We start from the raw sequence: 15,942 nt of genomic DNA, 5'->3' as shown, positions 1-15,942 counted from the left end.
GCCCAAGATCGTCGACTGGTACATGGACGGCAAGCTCAACATCGACGACCTGATCACGCACAAGCTGCCGCTGGAGCGGATCAACGAGGGCTTCGAGCTGATGAAGGCCGGCGAGTCGATCCGCACGGTCGTGATGTTTTGATGCCCCTCGTCAGCGAAGCGGCCTGAAGGCTGCCCGGAGCTCCTCTGCAAAGAGCTGCGGCTGCTCCCAGGCTGCGAAGTGGCCGCCCTTGTCCACTTCGCTGAAGTAGTACAGCGTTGGATAGGCCTTGCGGGTCCATGTCCTGGGGGCGCGATAGATCTCGCCCGGAAAGACGGTGACGGCGACCGGCACGCCGATCCGCGCGGTCTTCTGGTGCGAGGCGCTGAAATTGTTGTTGTTGTTCTCCCAGTAGAACCGTGAGGAGGATGCGCCGGTGTCGGTCAGCCAGTAGAGCGTGATGTCGTCCAGGATCTCGTCGCGGCTCAGCACGCTTTCCGGTTTGCCGGCGCTGTCGGTCCATTCCGCGATCTTCTCGTACATGAAGGCGGCGAGTTCAACAGGGGAATCGCACAGCCCGTAGCCGATCGTCTGCGGCCGCGTGACCATCAGGGCGCCGTAGGCGGCGTTGCGCGCGAAGAAGCGGCTCAGGGTCTCGTAGGCGCCGCGCTCATCGGCTGCCAGGCTCGACGGCGCCGGAGCGCCCGAGAAGATGCCCCCGACCAGCTCCGCCGGGACCGTCGGCGGCATGTTCACATGGATGCCGCGCAGGCCGTTCGGCTTGAGCACGCCCAAGGCGTCGGAGATGACCGAGCCATGGTCGCCGCCCTGGGCGACGTAGTGCTCGTAGCCCAGGCGGTGCATCAGCGTGTCCCAGGCCCGCGCGATCCGCTCCGGGCCCCAGCCGAGGTCGCCGGGCCGACCCGAGAAGCCATAGCCCGGGATCGCGGGAATCACGACGTCGAAGGCGTCCTCGGCCCGGCCGCCGTGGGCCACGGGATCCGTCAGCGGACCGATGGCCTTCAGGAACTCCAGCGGCGAGCCCGGCCATCCGTGCGTCAGGATCAGCGGCATCGCGTTCGGGTGCTTCGAGCGGACGTGGATGAACTGGATGTCCACGCCGTCGATGGTCGTGACGAACTGCGGCAGGGCATTGAGCCTGGTCTCGGTCTTGCGCCAGTCGTAGGTGGAGCCCCAGTAGGCCATCAGGGCCTGCAGCGTCGCCAGCTGCACCCCCTGCGAGGTGTCGCGGACCGTCTCCCGGTCCGGCCAGCGCGTGGCCCGGATTCGTCTCTGCATCTCCAGCAGGTCCTTGTCGGGCACCTCGATCCGGAACGGCCGGATGGCGTCCGTGCCGGCAGAGCCGTCGGCCAGCGTGGCGCCGGTCGGCCCCGTCCAGGTGACGGTGCCTGGGCCCTCAGCCCGAGACGCTCCGGGCAGGGCGGCCAGGCTTGCCGAGGCCGCGATCGCGAGGCACTGAAGCGCGCGGCGGAGCAGGGGCGTGGAGAGGGGTGCGGGATTGGGCTTGTTGGGCATGTCGACTCGCTTGCATGTCTGAACGGAACGGGTTGGCCCGGAGATCGGGGCCCGTGCATGACACCAGGGCTGCGGCCACCTGCCCATACGACCTTCGGGCGTACACCACCTACCAAGGTTTGAGACGGAAACGGGCTGTCGCTTGCGTGACGCGGGAACGATCGCTATGATTTCATTCATGTAGTATTCCCTACATGAAACATGCTGAGCCAAGCCGTCATATTCCGCTCCGAATTGCATCCACTGGGCGCACGCCTGAACCGGGCCCTCGATGAGAACGGGGACCCCGTCCTGATCGCGGGACGCAACCCGCAGGCGCCGTCCAGGCCCGCCGCGCTCCGGCGCGAGTTCGAGTTCCGCGCGGCGCTGGACGACGCCTGGGCCGTCGTGCCCGTGGCGCTCCTGCCCTACGGCGATGGCGCCGTGCTGGTCCTGAAGGATCCGGGCGGCGCGCTGCTGAATGGCCGCCAGGGCCAGCCCTTCGAGCCGCGGCAGTTCCTCTCGGACGCCCTTCTCGCGGCCACGGCGGTGTCGAAGATGCATGCGGCCCAGGTACTCCACCGGTCGCTGACCCTGGATCGCATCCTGGTCGACCCTGCCGCGCGCGTGGCGCGCCTGACCGGCTTCTGCTGCGCGGCATCTGCCGCCGGATCGGCGTCCGAGGCGGACGAGGAACCGGACTGGGAGCCCCGGGCCATCGACTACATGGCGCCCGAACTCGGCGGGCGCACGGAGGCCGGTGTCGACGCACGCGCCGACCTGTACGCCCTGGGCTGCATCTTCTATGAACTGCTGACCGGCGCGGCGCCCTTCGCCGGCAGTGATGTTTCCGCCCGCCTGCATGCTCACGCCACGAGCCCGCCGCCACTGCCGCACGAAATGCGGCCCGACGTGCCGCGCCAGCTGTCCCGGATCGTGCTCCGCCTGATGGCGAAGGAGCCGGGCCAGCGCTATGCGAGCGCGCAGGCACTCTGCGCCGACCTGCGCGCCTGCGAGGAACTGCTGGGGCGACACGGCGCCATTGCGGAGTTCACGCTGGAGGCCGGCGCCGGGCCCGACGATGCCGCGGGCTTTGTCGGCCGGGAGCCGGAACTGCAGCAACTGCTCGACGCCTTTCGTGCGGTGGCTACCGGCCGGGGCCTGCGCATCGGCCTCGTGTCGGGGCCGCCTGGCCTGGGCAAGTCGACCCTGCTGCACGAGGCCGCTTCGCGGATGGGCAGGCAGGGCCCCGTGCTCGTCGCCTCGGCCAAGGGCGCGATGGCGGGCAACGGCGCGCCGTTCGAGACCATGGCCCAGGCGCTCGAGCCCCTGCTCAGGATCGTGCTGGGCAGCGCGGACCGGGAGTTCGCGGCGTGGCGGGAGCGGCTGTCGCAGGCGGCCGGCGTGGTCGCCGACAAGCTGGCGGGCCTGCTGCCCGGTCTGGGTGCGATCCTGGACCTGGCCCCCCCGGCGCCGGCGATGGAGCCGGGCCTCGTGGAGGGCTCGCTGGGCCTGGAGCGCGAGATCGTGCTGGGCGCCATGGCGAAGCTGTGCGCCTGCTTCGCGCGCGACGACCGGCCGCTGATCCTGGTCCTCGATGACCTCCAGTGGGCCGATGTGGAGACGCTGCAGGTGATCGGGCGGCTGTCCCAGGACCATGCCGATGCGCCGCTGCTGGTGCTGGGCTCGCTGCGCCCGCCCGAGTCCGGTGCCCTCGCGCAGGCAGGCCCGGTAGCCGGCCTCGATGCGTCGAGGACGACCTGCATCGCGCTGGCGCCCCTGAGCGGCCAGGAGACGCGGAACCTGATCGGCAGGATGTTTGCACGGACGGACGGCGGGCTAGACGAACTGGCGGGCCTGCTCGACGCCTGGACGGGACGCAACCCGTTCTTCCTGAAGCGGTTGCTGAACCGCCTGGTCGGGGAAGGGCTGATCCGCCACGAGACCGGAGCGTCCTGCTGGACATGGGACCTGCAGCAGATCGTGCGGCATCCGGCGCGGCTCAGCGTGAAGGAGTTGCTGGTCCATGACCTGCGCGAGTTGCCCGAACCCACGCAGGCCGCGCTGCGGATCGTCGCTGCTGCCGGCGATCGCTGTGCGCTGTGGCTCGTCGCCGCGGCGAGCGGCTGGACCGACGCCGGCGCCGCCGACCAGATGGCGCCTGCCGTCGCGTCGGGGCTGGTCCGTCTCGATGACGGCGATCTGGTCTTCACGCACGACAACGTGCGGGACGTGGCCTGCGAGTCCCTGTCCGGGCGCGAGCGGGCCGGCCTGCACCTTCGCATCGCGCGGCTGCTGATCGAGCGGCGCGGGACGCCGGCCCTGGCCTACGCCATCGCGACGCAGGCCAGGCTGGCCGAGCCGGCGGTCACGCAAGCCGAGGAGCGCCGCAGCTTCGCGCGCGTCAACCTTGCTGCGGGCCGCCAGGCCAAGGCGGCGGCGGCCCACCATTCGGCGTTGATCTTCTTCCATGCGGCACTCGCGTATTTCGAGAGCGTGCTCGATGCCGATGGCGCCAGGGAGGCGACGCTGCAGTGCGGCGAGGCCGAGTTCATGACGGGCGCGCTGGATGCCGCCGAGGCGCGCCTGGCCGCCTTGCAGAGCGAGGCCGGGGACGTGCTGTTCGGCGCGGCCGTCGCCCGCCTGCGCGCGGCGCTCTACACCACGCGCGGCGATTTCGACCGCGCGCTGGAGATCGGTATCCGCTTCCTTGCCAACGCCGGCATCGAGATCCCGCGGCATCCGAGCGTGGCCGAGGTGGACGCCGAACATGCGCGCCTGAGCCAATGGCTGGAGCGGCACGGCGTGCAGGCCATGCGCGACATCCCGATCGATGCCGATCCGCTGCGCCGCTCGATCACCGACATCTTCTCCGAGCTGCTGCCGCCCGCCATGTACACCGACCAGAACCTGGTCGACCTGATGCTGCTGCGGCTGACCAACCTCGCGATCGAGCACGGCCACTCGGATGCCTCGCCCAACGGCTATGTCTGCCTGAACCAGATCTTCGGCGTGCGCTACGGCGACTACGCCAGCTCGAAGGCCTTCGGCGAACTGGCCCTGCACCTCGTGAACGAACGCGGCCTCGGCAAGTACCGGGCGCGCGTGTTCCATACCTATGGCACCTTCGTCGTCCCCTGGGCGGAGCCGGCGCGATCCGCCCGGGCGCATCTGGAGCGTGCCTTCGAGATCGCGACGCAGGTGGGCGACCACACCTTCGCGCTGTACTGCGGCAGGAACCAGGCCACCGGCATGCTGTTCGCCGGAGAGTTCCTGGGCGACATCCGCCGGACGGTCGACGGCGCCTTGCTGCGCGCGCGGGATGCCGGCTTCCAGCTGGTGGTCGACGCGCTGCTCGCGCAGAAGATGCTGATCGGCGAGTTGCAGGACGGCGGCGCGATGCAGGAGTCGATGCCCGAGCCGCAGGACGGCGCGCCCGCCACGCTCGTGGACCTGGCCTACTGGGTCTACCGGCTCCAGCTCGACCTGCTCTTCGGCCGCCTGCCCGGGGCGCTGGAGGCGCGGCGCCGCGCGGAGGCCTGCCGGATGGCGGGCCGCTCCTTCGCCGAGTTCGCCGAGCTGCCGTACTACGGCAGCCTGGCCCTGCTCGCCCAGGCGCATCGCAGCCGGGAGGAGGAGGCCGTGGTCGCGGCGAACATCGCCTTGCTGGCATCGTGGGACGCCGCCTGCACCGAGAACTTCGGCGCGCGGCTGGCCCTGGTCCGCGCGGAGCTGGCGCGCGCGCAGGGGCAGGCCGCCGACGCGCAGCAGCTCTACGCCAGCGCCGTGGCCCGGGCGCGCGAGCAGGACCTGCGGCAGGTCGAGGCGCTGGCCGCGGAACTGGCCGCGGGCTTCTACGCGGGGCTCGGGCGTGACATCGAACACCGCGCCTATCTCCGGCACGCCCTGGGCGCGTGGCAGCGGCTGGGCGCGGCCGCGAAGGTGCGGCAACTGCAGCAGGCCCATGCCCATGTGCTCGCGCCGGACCAGCCCGCGCCGGCAAGCCAGCTCCTTCAGCAGCTCGATGTCCATGCGGTGCTGCGGATCTCGAACTCGCTGGCCAGCGACATCGTGCTCAGCCGCGTCGTCGAGACGGCCATGCGCACCTCGCTGGAAAGCAGCGGTGCCGACTTCGGCGCGCTGGCCGTGCTGCAAGGGGGCGCCTGGCAGGTCCTCGCCAGCGCCAGCGCGGGGCATGGCGGCATCGAGGTGAGGCACGGGCCGACCCCGCTGACCGCGGAGCTGCTGCCGGTCTCCACCCTGCTGACCGTGGCCAGGACGGAGGCGCCGGTCCAGGTCGGGGATGCCCGGGACGAGCCCTCGCTGGCGCATGACGACTACGTGAAGCGCGCCCGGCCGCGTTCGATGCTCGGCGTGCCGATGATGCGCTATGCCCGCTTCATCGGCGTGCTCTATGTCGAGAACAAGCTGGCGCCGCAGGTCTTCACGGCGGCCAGGGCCAGGCTGCTGGAGGTCATCGCGACGCAGGCGTCCTTTGCGCTGGAGAACACGCGGCTCTACCAGGAGCTGTCGGACCAGCACGTGCTGCAGATGCAGACCGACGAGCGGCTGCGCGCCGCCCTGGCCGAGCTGGCGCGTTCGAGCCGGCTCCAGGCGATGGGCGAGCTGGTGGCGTCCATCGTGCACGAGATCGGGCAGCCGCTCACGGCCATCGATACCTCCGCGAGCGCGGCGGGCCGCTGGCTCGACCGGGAAGTGCCCGAGATCGGCGAAGCCCAGGCCATGATCTCCCACGTGAGCCTGAGCGCGAAGCGCGCCAAGAGCATCATCCAGAGCCTGCGCTCGATGGCCCGCAAGACCGAACCCCAGTTCGCGGACATCGATCTCCGCGAGGCCCTGGCCGAATGCGTCAGCCTCGTGGCCGGGCCGCTGGCGGAGCAGGGTGTCTCCCTTCGCAGCGAAGCGCCCGAGCGCCCATGCCGGGTGCGCGCGGACCGGGTCCAGTTGCAGCAGGTGGTCATCAACCTGCTGATGAACGGAGCCGAGGCGATGGCCGGCCAGGCGCCCGACACCCGGCACCTGCGGCTGTGCTGGTCGGGGAGCGCGGCAGGCGCGGTGTCCATCGCGGTCGAGGACGGCGGCGCCGGTCTTTCCGCCGAGGCGGCCCGGCGCCTGTTCGAGCCCTTCTTCACCACGAAGTCGAGCGGCATGGGCATGGGGCTGACCATCTGCAAGTCGATCGTGGATGCGCATGGCGGCGTGCTGGCGTTCCATGCCAGGGCCGAAGGCGGTACCCGCGCGGTGCTCGAGCTTCCTGGCGCGGAACCATCGGTTCCAGGGATCCTGCCGGGTGTATGACTGAACTGGCGTACGCGCAGACATGCGCCCATCCAGCGGTTGGCCACGGCGCAAACCGGCGTATGAGGGCGCGCCCCACTTCGTCTGATTGGGCGCGGACGGCGCCTCTGGTCCCATCAACTCCATCGCGGACACGGCTGGCATGAATCGAAGCGCCACCTGCCGCGTACCGGCGGCGAATCCTTCCCGCCGGGCATCTCAGACCCAAGGAGTTGATGACCATGAACAAGCTGCAATCGTTCCAACCTTTCCGCCTGCTGCCGAACATCCTGCTGACCGTGACGATGGCTTCGGCCCTGACGGGCGCGCTGGTCTCCGTCGCATGGGCGGAGCCGGCGGTGACCCGCGCCGAGGTGATCCAGGACCAAGAGGCCTACCAGAAGTCGGGCCTGGCCGAGATCGAGCGCGACGACTCGCAGTCCCGTGTCGGCTCCGCCGAATGGGCGGCCGCGCGGGCGCGCTATCTGGCCTTGCGCCACATCCCGGGCAACCCGGCGGCAGATCAGCCCCTGACGCGCCAGCAGGTCCAGGCCGACCTGGCGCTGTACCAGGCCTCCGGCCTGGCGAGGGAGGAACTGCTGGCCGACGACGCGCCCGAGGAGACGCCGGCCCTGCTGGCGGCCCGGACCCGCTACGAGGCGCTGAGCATGCCGGGCGCCATGTCGGAGCGGCCCCTGACCCGCGCCGAGGTGGAGGCCGACCTGCTGATCTACCGGGAGTCCGGCCTGGCCGACTTCGACCGGGCCGACGGTCATCCGGCCGGCGTCTTTGCGGCGGAGGAGGCCGCGCGCGCCCGCTACCAGGCGCTGCGCGCGAACGGGCGCTACCAGCAGGTGGTCCAGCAGCTGCGCAAGGACGGCGCGCAGCCGGGCTGACGGGCCAGGGCAGGGGACGCGGGCGATGCCACCGAGGAGCTACATCCGTGCCTTCCTGGACGGGGTGCTGGCGGCCAGCGCGGCCTTCGCGCTGGCTCTGGCCTTCAGCGTCCTGCCCGGCGGTGGGGCCGCCGGGGTGTTCCGGATCGCCGTGTCCTCGCTGCGCCTGACCCTATCCCTTCGTATAGGCGCCGCGCCGGCGCAGACCCCTTCTGCTACCGTGACAATCACGCCTTCGCCAGTCCATCGCTATGCCGTCGCTCTCATCATCCTCGGGCCTGTCCGGCCGGACCCCGCCGAGTCCCCCTGAACTCCGTACCGTCTATGTCGTCGATGACGAGGAGCTGATCCGCACCTCGCTGCAGGGGCTGCTGAGATCGATGCAACTGGACGTGCGCACCTTCGGTTCGGCCGAGGAGTTCCTGCTGGCCCCGAAGGTGAGCGGGCCCGCATGCCTGGTGCTGGACGTGCGCCTGCGCGGGGAGAGCGGCCTGGCCTTCCAGCAGTCGCTGGCCCGGCGCGGGCTGGCGCACCTGCCGGTCATCATCATGACCGGGCACGGCGATGTCGCGATGACCGTGCAGGCCATGAAGGCCGGGGCGCGGGACTTCCTGGAGAAGCCGTTCCGGCAGCAGGAGATGATCGACGCGGTCATCGGGGCGCTCGATGCCGATGCGCGCCGCCTCGCGGCCGAACGCTCGCTGGACGAGCTGCGTTCGTGCTGGGCCGAACTGACGCCGCGCGAGCGCGAGGTGCTCGGCCATGTGGCGGCCGGGCGCATGAACAAGCAGATCGCTGGCGACATGGGCATCGCCGAGATCACGGCCAAGATCCACCGCGGCCAGGGCATGCGGAAGATGCGTTCCCGCTCGGTGGCCGACCTGGTGCTGAAGATGCAGGCGCTGGATGTCGTCCGGCGCGTTGTCTGAGGCATCGTCCTGTGAAGTCCGACCCTGCCGCCCGCATCGTCGTCTCCATCGTCGATGACGACCCCTTCGTCCTGACCGCCGCCAGCAGCCTGGTCCGGTCCTTCGGGTGGCAGGCCAAGGCCTTCGCCTCGGCTCGCGACTTCCTGGCGGCCGACGTGGCCGGCAGCACCGACTGCCTGATCTGCGACATCGGCCTGGACGACCTGGACGGCATCGCGCTGCTGGCCCGCATGCGGGGCGAAGGCCTGACCGTGCCCACGGTGTTCATCACGGCGCTGGCATCGCAGGGCGTGCGCGAGCGGGCCATGCGCCAGGGCGCCCTGTGCGTCATCGACAAGCCCATCGATGCCGGTGAACTGGAGGCCTGGGTGCACCAGGCCATCTCGGAGGCCCGCAGGCTGTGAGCCGGGACCTCAGGAGGCCATCGGCGCCATGGCCGGACCCAGCGATCCCGGACGGCTGCGGGTGCGGGTCAGGCGGCTCACGGCCGTCATCACCACGCAGTTCAGCGCCAGGCCGATGACGCCGACGTTGACGTCATGGAGCCAGCCCGGGGCGCCCGGCAGCAGCGTGCGGGTGCTCGCGCCGGAGATCAGCGTGGCCGCCACGAAGCCGCTGCCCGCCGCGATGCCGGCGATGGCGCCGAAGCGGTTGGCATGGGGCCGGCCGAGCAAGGCGGCCAGCAGCGAGGGCGCGAGCTGGGTCACGAAGCTGAAGCCCACCAGCAGCAGCGACACGATGCTGGGGCTGCCCCCCAGGGTCAGCGCCACGGCCAGCAGCGTGAGCAGCGGCGAGGACAGGCGTGCCACCCTGGCGAGGTGGGCCTCCGAGCAGCCGGGACGCAGCGGCCGGTAGAGATTGCGGGCCAGCAGCGTGGAGGCCGAGATCAGCATGATCGAGCCCGGCACCAGCGCCGTCAGCATGCCGGCGGCCCCGATCGCGCCGACGAACCACGGATCGAAGGTCTGGATGGACAGCTTGAGCAGCGCCAGGTCGACCTGGCCGCCGGCAAGACCCGGCACCTGCAGCACCGCGGCATAGCCCGCGAACATCGCGAACAGCATCACCAGCGCATACAGCGGCATCACCATCGCGTTCTTGCGGAAGCTGCGCTCGGACTTCGCGGTGAAGACCGCGCTGAACGCGTGCGGCCACAGGTACATGCCCAGGCTCGACACCAGGATCGTCGAGACGTACCAGACGGGGTTGCGTCCCGTCTCGGGCAGCGAGAGGAAGCCCGGGCGGGCGGCCTCGAGCTGCTCGAACATCGACGTGATCCCGCCGTAGTAGTGCACGGGCAGGTAGATGCCGAGGAACACGCACACGGCCAGCACCAGCGCGTCCTTGACGACCGCGGTGAGCGCCGAGCCGTGCATGCCCGAGACCATCACGTAGGTGGACATCACCGCGGCGCCGATCCAGATCGCGGTCGTCGGCGGCAGCGCCCCGTAGGACGTCAGCTGGACGATGATGCCCAGGCCCTTGAGCTGCACGATCAGGTAGGGCAGCAGGGCCACCAGCGCCACGACGGACACGACCAGCCCCAGCGCCGGGCTGCCGTAGGCCTTCGCGAAGACCTCCGCTTGCGTCAGCGCGCCGTGGGCACGCGCGAAGCGCCAGATCGGCGGCAGCAGCCAGTAGGACGCCACGAAGGCCAGGCAGGTGTAGTTGATGATGTACAGCGCCGGGCCGCCCTCTCCGTAGGCGAAGCCGCTGGCGCCGAGGAAGGTGAAGGTCGTGTAGAGCTCGCCGGCCATGAGGACGAACACCAGCAGCGCCGAGAAGCCGCCTCCGCCGACGCTCCACTGCCGCAGGTCCATCTTGACGCCGCGCCGGGCGCGGAAGCCGAGGAACACGGCCAGCGCCATCGGCAGCAGGATGACGATCGATGCGATGTTCATGGTTCGTCGCTGCGGTTGTCCGGATCCAGGCGGTATACGCAGGCCATCACGATGGCGCTGAGCGCCACCCCGGCAATCGTCCAGGCCAGGAAGAAGGGCAGGCCGAACACGAAGGGCCGGACCCGGTTGGCGACCAGGACGCCACCCAGCGTGAAGGCGAAGGGCACGAGCGCCAGCCAGCGATGCATGCGCATGGATCGTCAGGCGGGCGTGCCGCGGGCGGCCAGCGCGCGCAGCACCGCTTCGGGCGCAGCCGGGGCCTCCCACAGGCGCGCGCCGATGGCGTCGTGGATGCCGTTGAGGATGGCCGCCGCCGTGGGGACCAGCGCGGGCTCGCCGATGCCCTTGGCGCCATAGGGGCCGAGCGGCGTGGGGCTCTCGATGAAGAGGGTGGCTACTTCCGGCATGTCGTGCACCGTGGGGATCAGGTAGTCGTGCAGGTTGTTGTGAAGGCCGGGATGGTACTTCTCCATCAGCGCCATGCCGACGCCCTGCGCGACCGCGCCTTCGATCTGGCCTTCGAGCAGGGTCGGGTTCACCACGCGGCCCACGTCGTGGGCCGCGGTGACCCGGCGCACGCGCACGCGGCCGGTCTCGCCGTCGACCTCCACCTCGGCGACCTGGGCGCCGAAGGCGTAGGCGGCGTAGGGCACGCCCTGGCCTTCTGCATCCAGCGAGGTGGTCGGCGGGTCGAAGCTCTCCTCCGCGGCGATCACATAACCCCGAGCATCGACGGGCAGGCCGGCCAGCTCCAGCCGCGCCCCGCCGGCGCTGACCCAGCCTGCGCCGAACGCCACCGGCGCGTCGTCGGCGGCCTCGGCCAGGCGCCTGATCCGGCCGAGCAGCGCCTGGCCGGCGAGGAAGGCGGCGCGGCCGGTGACGAAGGTCTGGCGCGAGGCCGAGGTGCGGCCGCAGTCGGGCGTCAGCTGCGTGTCGGGGCCGACGATCTGCAGCCGGGCCAGGGGCACGCCCAGCGCGTCCGCGGCGATCTGCGGAATGACCGTGTTGGAGCCCTGGCCCGCATCGACGGCGCCCTGGTGCAGCACCAGGCTGCCGTCGGCGCGCAGGCCGATGCGCACCGTCGACGGATTCGTCAGCGCGGTGTTCCCGATGCCGTAGAAGAAGGCCGCCAGGCCGACGCCATGGCGCAGCGCGCCGGGCGCCGCGCCGTTGCGCTGCTGCACGAGCGCCTTCGCGGCCTGCCAGGCCGGCCGCAGCGCCTCCAGGCAGGCGAGCAGGCCGACGCTGTCGGCCAGCACCTGGCCGGTCGGGATGCTGTCGCCGGGCCTCAGCGCATTGAGGATGCGGAACTCGAGCGCATCGATGCCCGCCTGGCGCGCCAGGGCGTCGACGAGCTGTTCCTGCAGCATCATCGTCTGCGGCACGCCGAAGCCGCGGAAGGCGCCGGCCGGGGTGATGTGGGTGTGCACGGCGCGGGCGCGGGCGGCGTAGTGCGGGATGCGGTAGGGGCCGCCCGCATGCACCGGCACCCGGTTCGCGACGGCCGTGCCCCAGGACGCATAGGCGCCGGTGTTGTAGTCGCCCTCGAAGGCCACGGCGAGGATGCGCCCGGCGGCGTCGGCGGCCATCGTCGAGACCAGGTGGCCCGGGTGCCGCTTGGTCGACGTGGCCATCGATTCCTCGCGCGTCAGCACCATGGCGACCGGTCGGTCCAGGTGCCAGGCGGCGATCGCGAGCAGGGGCTGCACGGTCAGGTCCAGCTTGCCGCCGAAGCCGCCGCCGACGGCGGTCGGGACCACGCGCACCTGCTCCTTCGGGACGCCAAGGATGCGCGCCAGGTCGGCCCGGTGCGGATGCGGGGACTGCGTCGTCGAATGGACCTCGACCGTGTCGCCGACGCGCCGCGCCCAGCCGGCTTCCGGCTCGATATAGGCGTGCTCGACGAAGCTGGACTGGAAGGAGGCGCTGACGACATGCGCCGCATCCGCGATCGCAGCCGCTGCGTCGCCGCGCACGACCTGGCCCTGGATCAGCAGATTGCCGGGACGGTGCTCGTGCAGCAGCGGGCTGCCCGGTGCGGTGGCGCCGGCGATGTCGGCCAGCGCGGGCAGCGGCTGCCAGGACACCGGGAATGCCGCCATGTCGAGCGCCAGCAGCGCGTCGCGCTCGCCGGCGATCAGCGCCACCGCCTCGAGATGATGCCGCGCCTCCTGCGCCGGCAGCACCGGCTGGTCGGCGTAGGGTGTCGCGACGCCGTGGACGTTCTCGCCGGGCACGTCGGCGTGGGTGAGCACCCGTTGCACGCCCGGGTGCTCCCGCACGAAGCGATCGAGGTCGCCGAAGGCGAAGCGGGCGCGGGGATGGGGACAGCGCACGGCGCGCAGGTGGAGGCTGTCGGGCGGGAAGCCGTCGGCGCCGAAACGCTGGCTGCCGTCCACCTTGCCCCGGCCGTCCAGGCGGGTGACCGGCCGCCCGACCTCCGGCCCGCCGGGGATGGCCGGGCAGGGGCGGCGCGGCGCCGCGCCGGTGCCGACCTCGGTGACCGCATCGACGATCTTGCGGTAGCCGGTGCAGCGGCACAGCACGCCGTCGATCGCGGCCGCTGCGCTGGCGCGGTCGGCCACGCGGCCCGCGTCGATCGCCGCGGCGGAGGCCATCAGCATGCCGGGGATGCAGAAGCCGCACTGCACGGCCTGGTGGGCCAGGAAGGCCTCCTGCAGCCTGCTGCCGCACGGGCTGGCGGACGCGAGGCCCTCGATGGTCAGCACGCGCCGGCCGGTCAGCTGCCCGGCGGGCAGGATGCAGGCATAGCGCGGTGCGCCGTCCACCAGGATGGTGCAGCTGCCGCAGTCGCCCTGGCCGCATCCGAGCTTGGTGCCGGTGAGGCCGAGCCCGTCACGCAGGAAGTCGATGGCCCGCGCGGACAGGTCGCCGGGAGCGTCGTGGCGCTGCCCGTTGACTTCGATCCATGTGCCTTCGTTCCCCATAGGCTCCCTCATGCCCCGTCCTCCATGCATCGCGCGAGCGCGCGCCGGATCGCCACGCGCGCCTGTCCGAGGCGCTGGGCCGCGCTGCCGCGGCAGTCGTCGATCGGCGCCAGTTCCCCGAGCGTCGCCGCCTGAGCGGCGTTCGGCAGTTCCCCGGCGCGCAGGCCCTCCATGGCGGCCTCCAGCGAGCGCAGCCGCACCGGCACCTCCGAGGCGCCGCCGACGGCCACCAGCGCCTGGGCCAGCACGCCCTGCGGCTGCCAGCGCAGCAGGACCGCCGCCGACACCACAGCAAGCGCCGTGCCGTCGCGGTTGGCGAGCTTGACGAAGGCCGAGGGCTGGTCCGCCACGGATGCATCGAAGAGCACGGCGCACAGGATCTCGTCGGGCCTCAGCGCGGTCGATCGGCGACCGAGGAGAAACTGTTCCAGCGGCAGCCGGCGCACGCCGCCCAGGCTGGCCAGCTCGACGCTGGCGCCGAGCGACAGTAGCGCGGGCACGCCATCGGCGACCGGCGAGGCGTGGCACAGGTTGCCGCCGATCGTGCCCTGCAGGCGGATCTGCAGCGAGCCGATGCTGCGGGCCGCCTCGCGCAGCGACGCGGGCAGCCGTTCGGACCGGTCGATGGCATCCCATGACGTGGCCGCGCCGATGCGCAACTCGTCGCCCTGCCGCGAGATGCCGCGCAGCGTGTCGATGCGGCTGATGTCCAGCCAGTCGGCCCGCTCCGAGGGCGCCCCCGGCTCGGCATAGCAGTCCGTCGCGCCGCAGACGATGCGCAGCGGCCGGCGCGCCAGCTGCTCCAGCGCGCTGTCGAGATGAGGGGCTCGGAAGTAGTTCATGCCTTGACGACTCGCAACACGCTGTCGATGACGAAGGCCTCCCACTGGGCGACCGCCTCGGGGCTGTCCAGCGACTCGCCGAGGAAGGCCGACATCGTGTAGCGGTTGGAGGTATGGAAGTAGGCGGTGGAGACGATCAGCAGGTAGAGGTCGCGGGGCCGGAGATCGCTGCGGAACAGGCCCTGGCTCGCGCCGCTCGCGAGGATCCTGGCGATGAGGTTGACCGCATGCGAGGAGAACTCCGGCGCCCTCGGCGACTTGGACACGTGCTTGCCCTTGTGGAGGTTCTCGGTGTTGAGCAGCGTGACGAAATCCGGATGGCGCCGGTAGTAGTCCAGCCTGAAACGGATGGCCGTCTTCAGCGCCTCCACCGGATCGCTGGCGTCCGGCGCGAACCGGGCCTCGGCCTCGTCCATGCGCTGGTAGATGCCCTCCAGCACCGCGATGAACAGGCCCTCCTTGTTGCCGAAGTAGTAGTAGATCATCCGGTCGTAGGACTTCGCCAGGCGGGAGATCTTCTCGACGCTGCCGCCGTCGTAGCCGTAGCGGGCGAACACCTTGGTCGCCGCGCGCAGGATGCCGTCGCGCGTGGACTGCGCGGCGGCTTCGCGGACGCCGGTGCCGCGCACGGCTCTGATCTGCTTGGTCTGGGTCATCTCGGTGCGGTGCTCTGCATGTAGCAAACGCTACATGAACGGCCAAATCATACACACCTCGCGGGTCAAACCTTGGTATGAGCCGCGGAGCCGAGCGTTCAATTTCCCCGGGCCCATGACGCTGGTCTGATGGCGGACATCCACCACAGAGAGGCTCTTCATGACCTACCGCTTCATCCGCGCCATCGCGTTCTCACTGCTTGCCGCCACCGCAACCCTGCCTTCCTTCGCCAAGGAGACGGCGGCAGCCGACAAGCCCACCATCGTGCTGGTCCACGGCGCCTTCGCCGATGCGTCGAGCTGGAACGGCGTCATCGGCGAACTGCGCGACAAGGGCTATCCGGTCGTCGCGATCGCCAATCCGCTGCGCAGCCTGTCCGGCGATGCGCGCTACACGGCCAGCATCCTGGACCGCATCCCCGGTCCGATCGTCCTGGTCGGCCATTCCTACGGCGGCTCCGTCATCAGCAACGCGGCGCTGGGCAAGGACCGCATCAAGGCGCTGGTCTTCGTCTCGGCCTTCGCTCCCGAGAGCGGCGAGTCCGTGGCGGCGCTTGCCGGCAAGTTCCCGGGCAGCACGCTGGGCGATGCCCTGGCCGCCCCGGTCCCGGCGCCGGAGGGCGGCGTGGATCTCTACATCGAGCAGGACAGGTTCCGCGCGCAGTTCGCCGCCGACGTGAACGCCAAGGCGGCGCGCCTGATGGCCGTGGGCCAGCGCCCGATCGCCGAGGGTGCGCTCCAGGAGCCCAGCGGCGGCTCCGCATGGAAGGCCATTCCGTCCTACTTCATCTACGGCTCGGACGACAGGAACATCCCGCCCGCCGCGATGGCCTGGATGGCCGAGCGGGCCCACGCCAAGGCGGCCGTGGTCGTCGCGCATGCCTCGCACGTGCCGATGGTCAGCCATGCCCATGAGGTCGCCGCGCTGATCGAGGCCGCCTCGCGCGCCGAACGCTGAGCGCCGCCATCCCCAACCC

General features: G+C 71.1%; 11 protein-coding genes and 1 pseudogene. 6 read left to right on the top strand and 6 right to left on the bottom strand.

Features of this window, described 5'->3' with window-relative positions; all coding sequences use genetic code 11:
- A pseudogene (locus B0W88_RS09090) lies at positions 1–142 on the top strand (S-(hydroxymethyl)glutathione dehydrogenase); the annotation flags it as partial.
- A 9-nt stretch (positions 143–151) separates the two neighbouring features.
- On the opposite strand, the gene B0W88_RS09085 reads toward B0W88_RS09090, so the two are convergent.
- Positions 152–1,516, bottom strand: coding sequence for an epoxide hydrolase family protein (locus tag B0W88_RS09085; protein WP_077034344.1), 1,365 nt, complete (start codon positions 1,514–1,516; stop codon positions 152–154).
- Positions 1,517–1,717: 201 nt separating this feature from the next.
- On the opposite strand from B0W88_RS09085, the gene B0W88_RS09080 reads away from it, so the two are divergent.
- The 4 genes from B0W88_RS09080 (at position 1,718) to B0W88_RS09060 (ending at position 9,022) form a co-directional block, all read left to right on the top strand.
- The gene (locus B0W88_RS09080; protein WP_077034343.1) at positions 1,718–6,814 is read left to right on the top strand and encodes a trifunctional serine/threonine-protein kinase/ATP-binding protein/sensor histidine kinase; all 5,097 of its coding nucleotides are present in this window, start codon (positions 1,718–1,720) and stop codon (positions 6,812–6,814) included.
- 221 nt (positions 6,815–7,035) lie between these two features.
- The gene (locus tag B0W88_RS09075; protein ID WP_144006682.1) at positions 7,036–7,689 is read left to right on the top strand and encodes a hypothetical protein; all 654 of its coding nucleotides are present in this window, start codon (positions 7,036–7,038) and stop codon (positions 7,687–7,689) included.
- 251 nt (positions 7,690–7,940) lie between these two features.
- Complete coding sequence (locus B0W88_RS09065; RefSeq protein ID WP_077034340.1) at positions 7,941–8,618, top strand: response regulator transcription factor; 678 nt, start codon at positions 7,941–7,943, stop codon at positions 8,616–8,618.
- A gap of 11 nt (positions 8,619–8,629) precedes the next feature.
- Positions 8,630–9,022, top strand: coding sequence for a response regulator transcription factor (locus tag B0W88_RS09060; protein WP_077034339.1), 393 nt, complete (start codon positions 8,630–8,632; stop codon positions 9,020–9,022).
- A gap of 9 nt (positions 9,023–9,031) precedes the next feature.
- On the opposite strand, the gene B0W88_RS09055 is transcribed toward B0W88_RS09060, so the two are convergent.
- From B0W88_RS09055 to B0W88_RS09035, 5 genes are read right to left on the bottom strand one after another with little or no spacing between them, the layout of a single operon-like run.
- A complete protein-coding gene (locus B0W88_RS09055) occupies positions 9,032–10,519 on the bottom strand; it encodes a sodium:solute symporter (protein WP_077034338.1) in 1,488 nt (495 codons plus the stop codon).
- Positions 10,516–10,707, bottom strand: a complete 192-nt coding sequence (locus B0W88_RS09050; RefSeq protein WP_083748670.1) for a DUF3311 domain-containing protein — start codon at positions 10,705–10,707, stop codon at positions 10,516–10,518. Before B0W88_RS09050 ends, B0W88_RS09055 begins: the two co-directional genes overlap by 4 nt.
- A gap of 12 nt (positions 10,708–10,719) precedes the next feature.
- Positions 10,720–13,479 carry a molybdopterin cofactor-binding domain-containing protein gene (locus B0W88_RS09045; protein ID WP_077034336.1) on the bottom strand — a complete coding sequence of 920 codons (2,760 nt, stop codon included), beginning with the start codon at positions 13,477–13,479 and terminating at the stop codon, positions 10,720–10,722.
- Positions 13,476–14,309 (bottom strand): xanthine dehydrogenase family protein subunit M, encoded by an 834-nt coding sequence (locus B0W88_RS09040; protein WP_077034335.1) that lies wholly within the window; start codon positions 14,307–14,309, stop codon positions 13,476–13,478. The genes B0W88_RS09045 and B0W88_RS09040 overlap by 4 nt, the downstream gene beginning before the upstream one ends.
- Positions 14,306–14,965, bottom strand: coding sequence for a TetR family transcriptional regulator (locus B0W88_RS09035; RefSeq protein WP_077034334.1), 660 nt, complete (start codon positions 14,963–14,965; stop codon positions 14,306–14,308). The genes B0W88_RS09040 and B0W88_RS09035 overlap by 4 nt, the downstream gene beginning before the upstream one ends.
- A gap of 160 nt (positions 14,966–15,125) precedes the next feature.
- Between B0W88_RS09035 and B0W88_RS09030 the strand changes: the two genes are divergently transcribed.
- Positions 15,126–15,923: an alpha/beta fold hydrolase gene (locus B0W88_RS09030; RefSeq protein WP_077034333.1), complete on the top strand. Its 798-nt coding sequence runs from the start codon at positions 15,126–15,128 to the stop codon at positions 15,921–15,923.
- Positions 15,924–15,942: the final 19 nt, after the last annotated feature.

It is taken from the genome of Pelomonas sp. KK5, assembly GCF_001984095.1.
GTDB lineage: Bacteria > Pseudomonadota > Gammaproteobacteria > Burkholderiales > Burkholderiaceae_C > KK5.
This window is presented reverse-complemented; position numbering and strand designations above follow the sequence as displayed.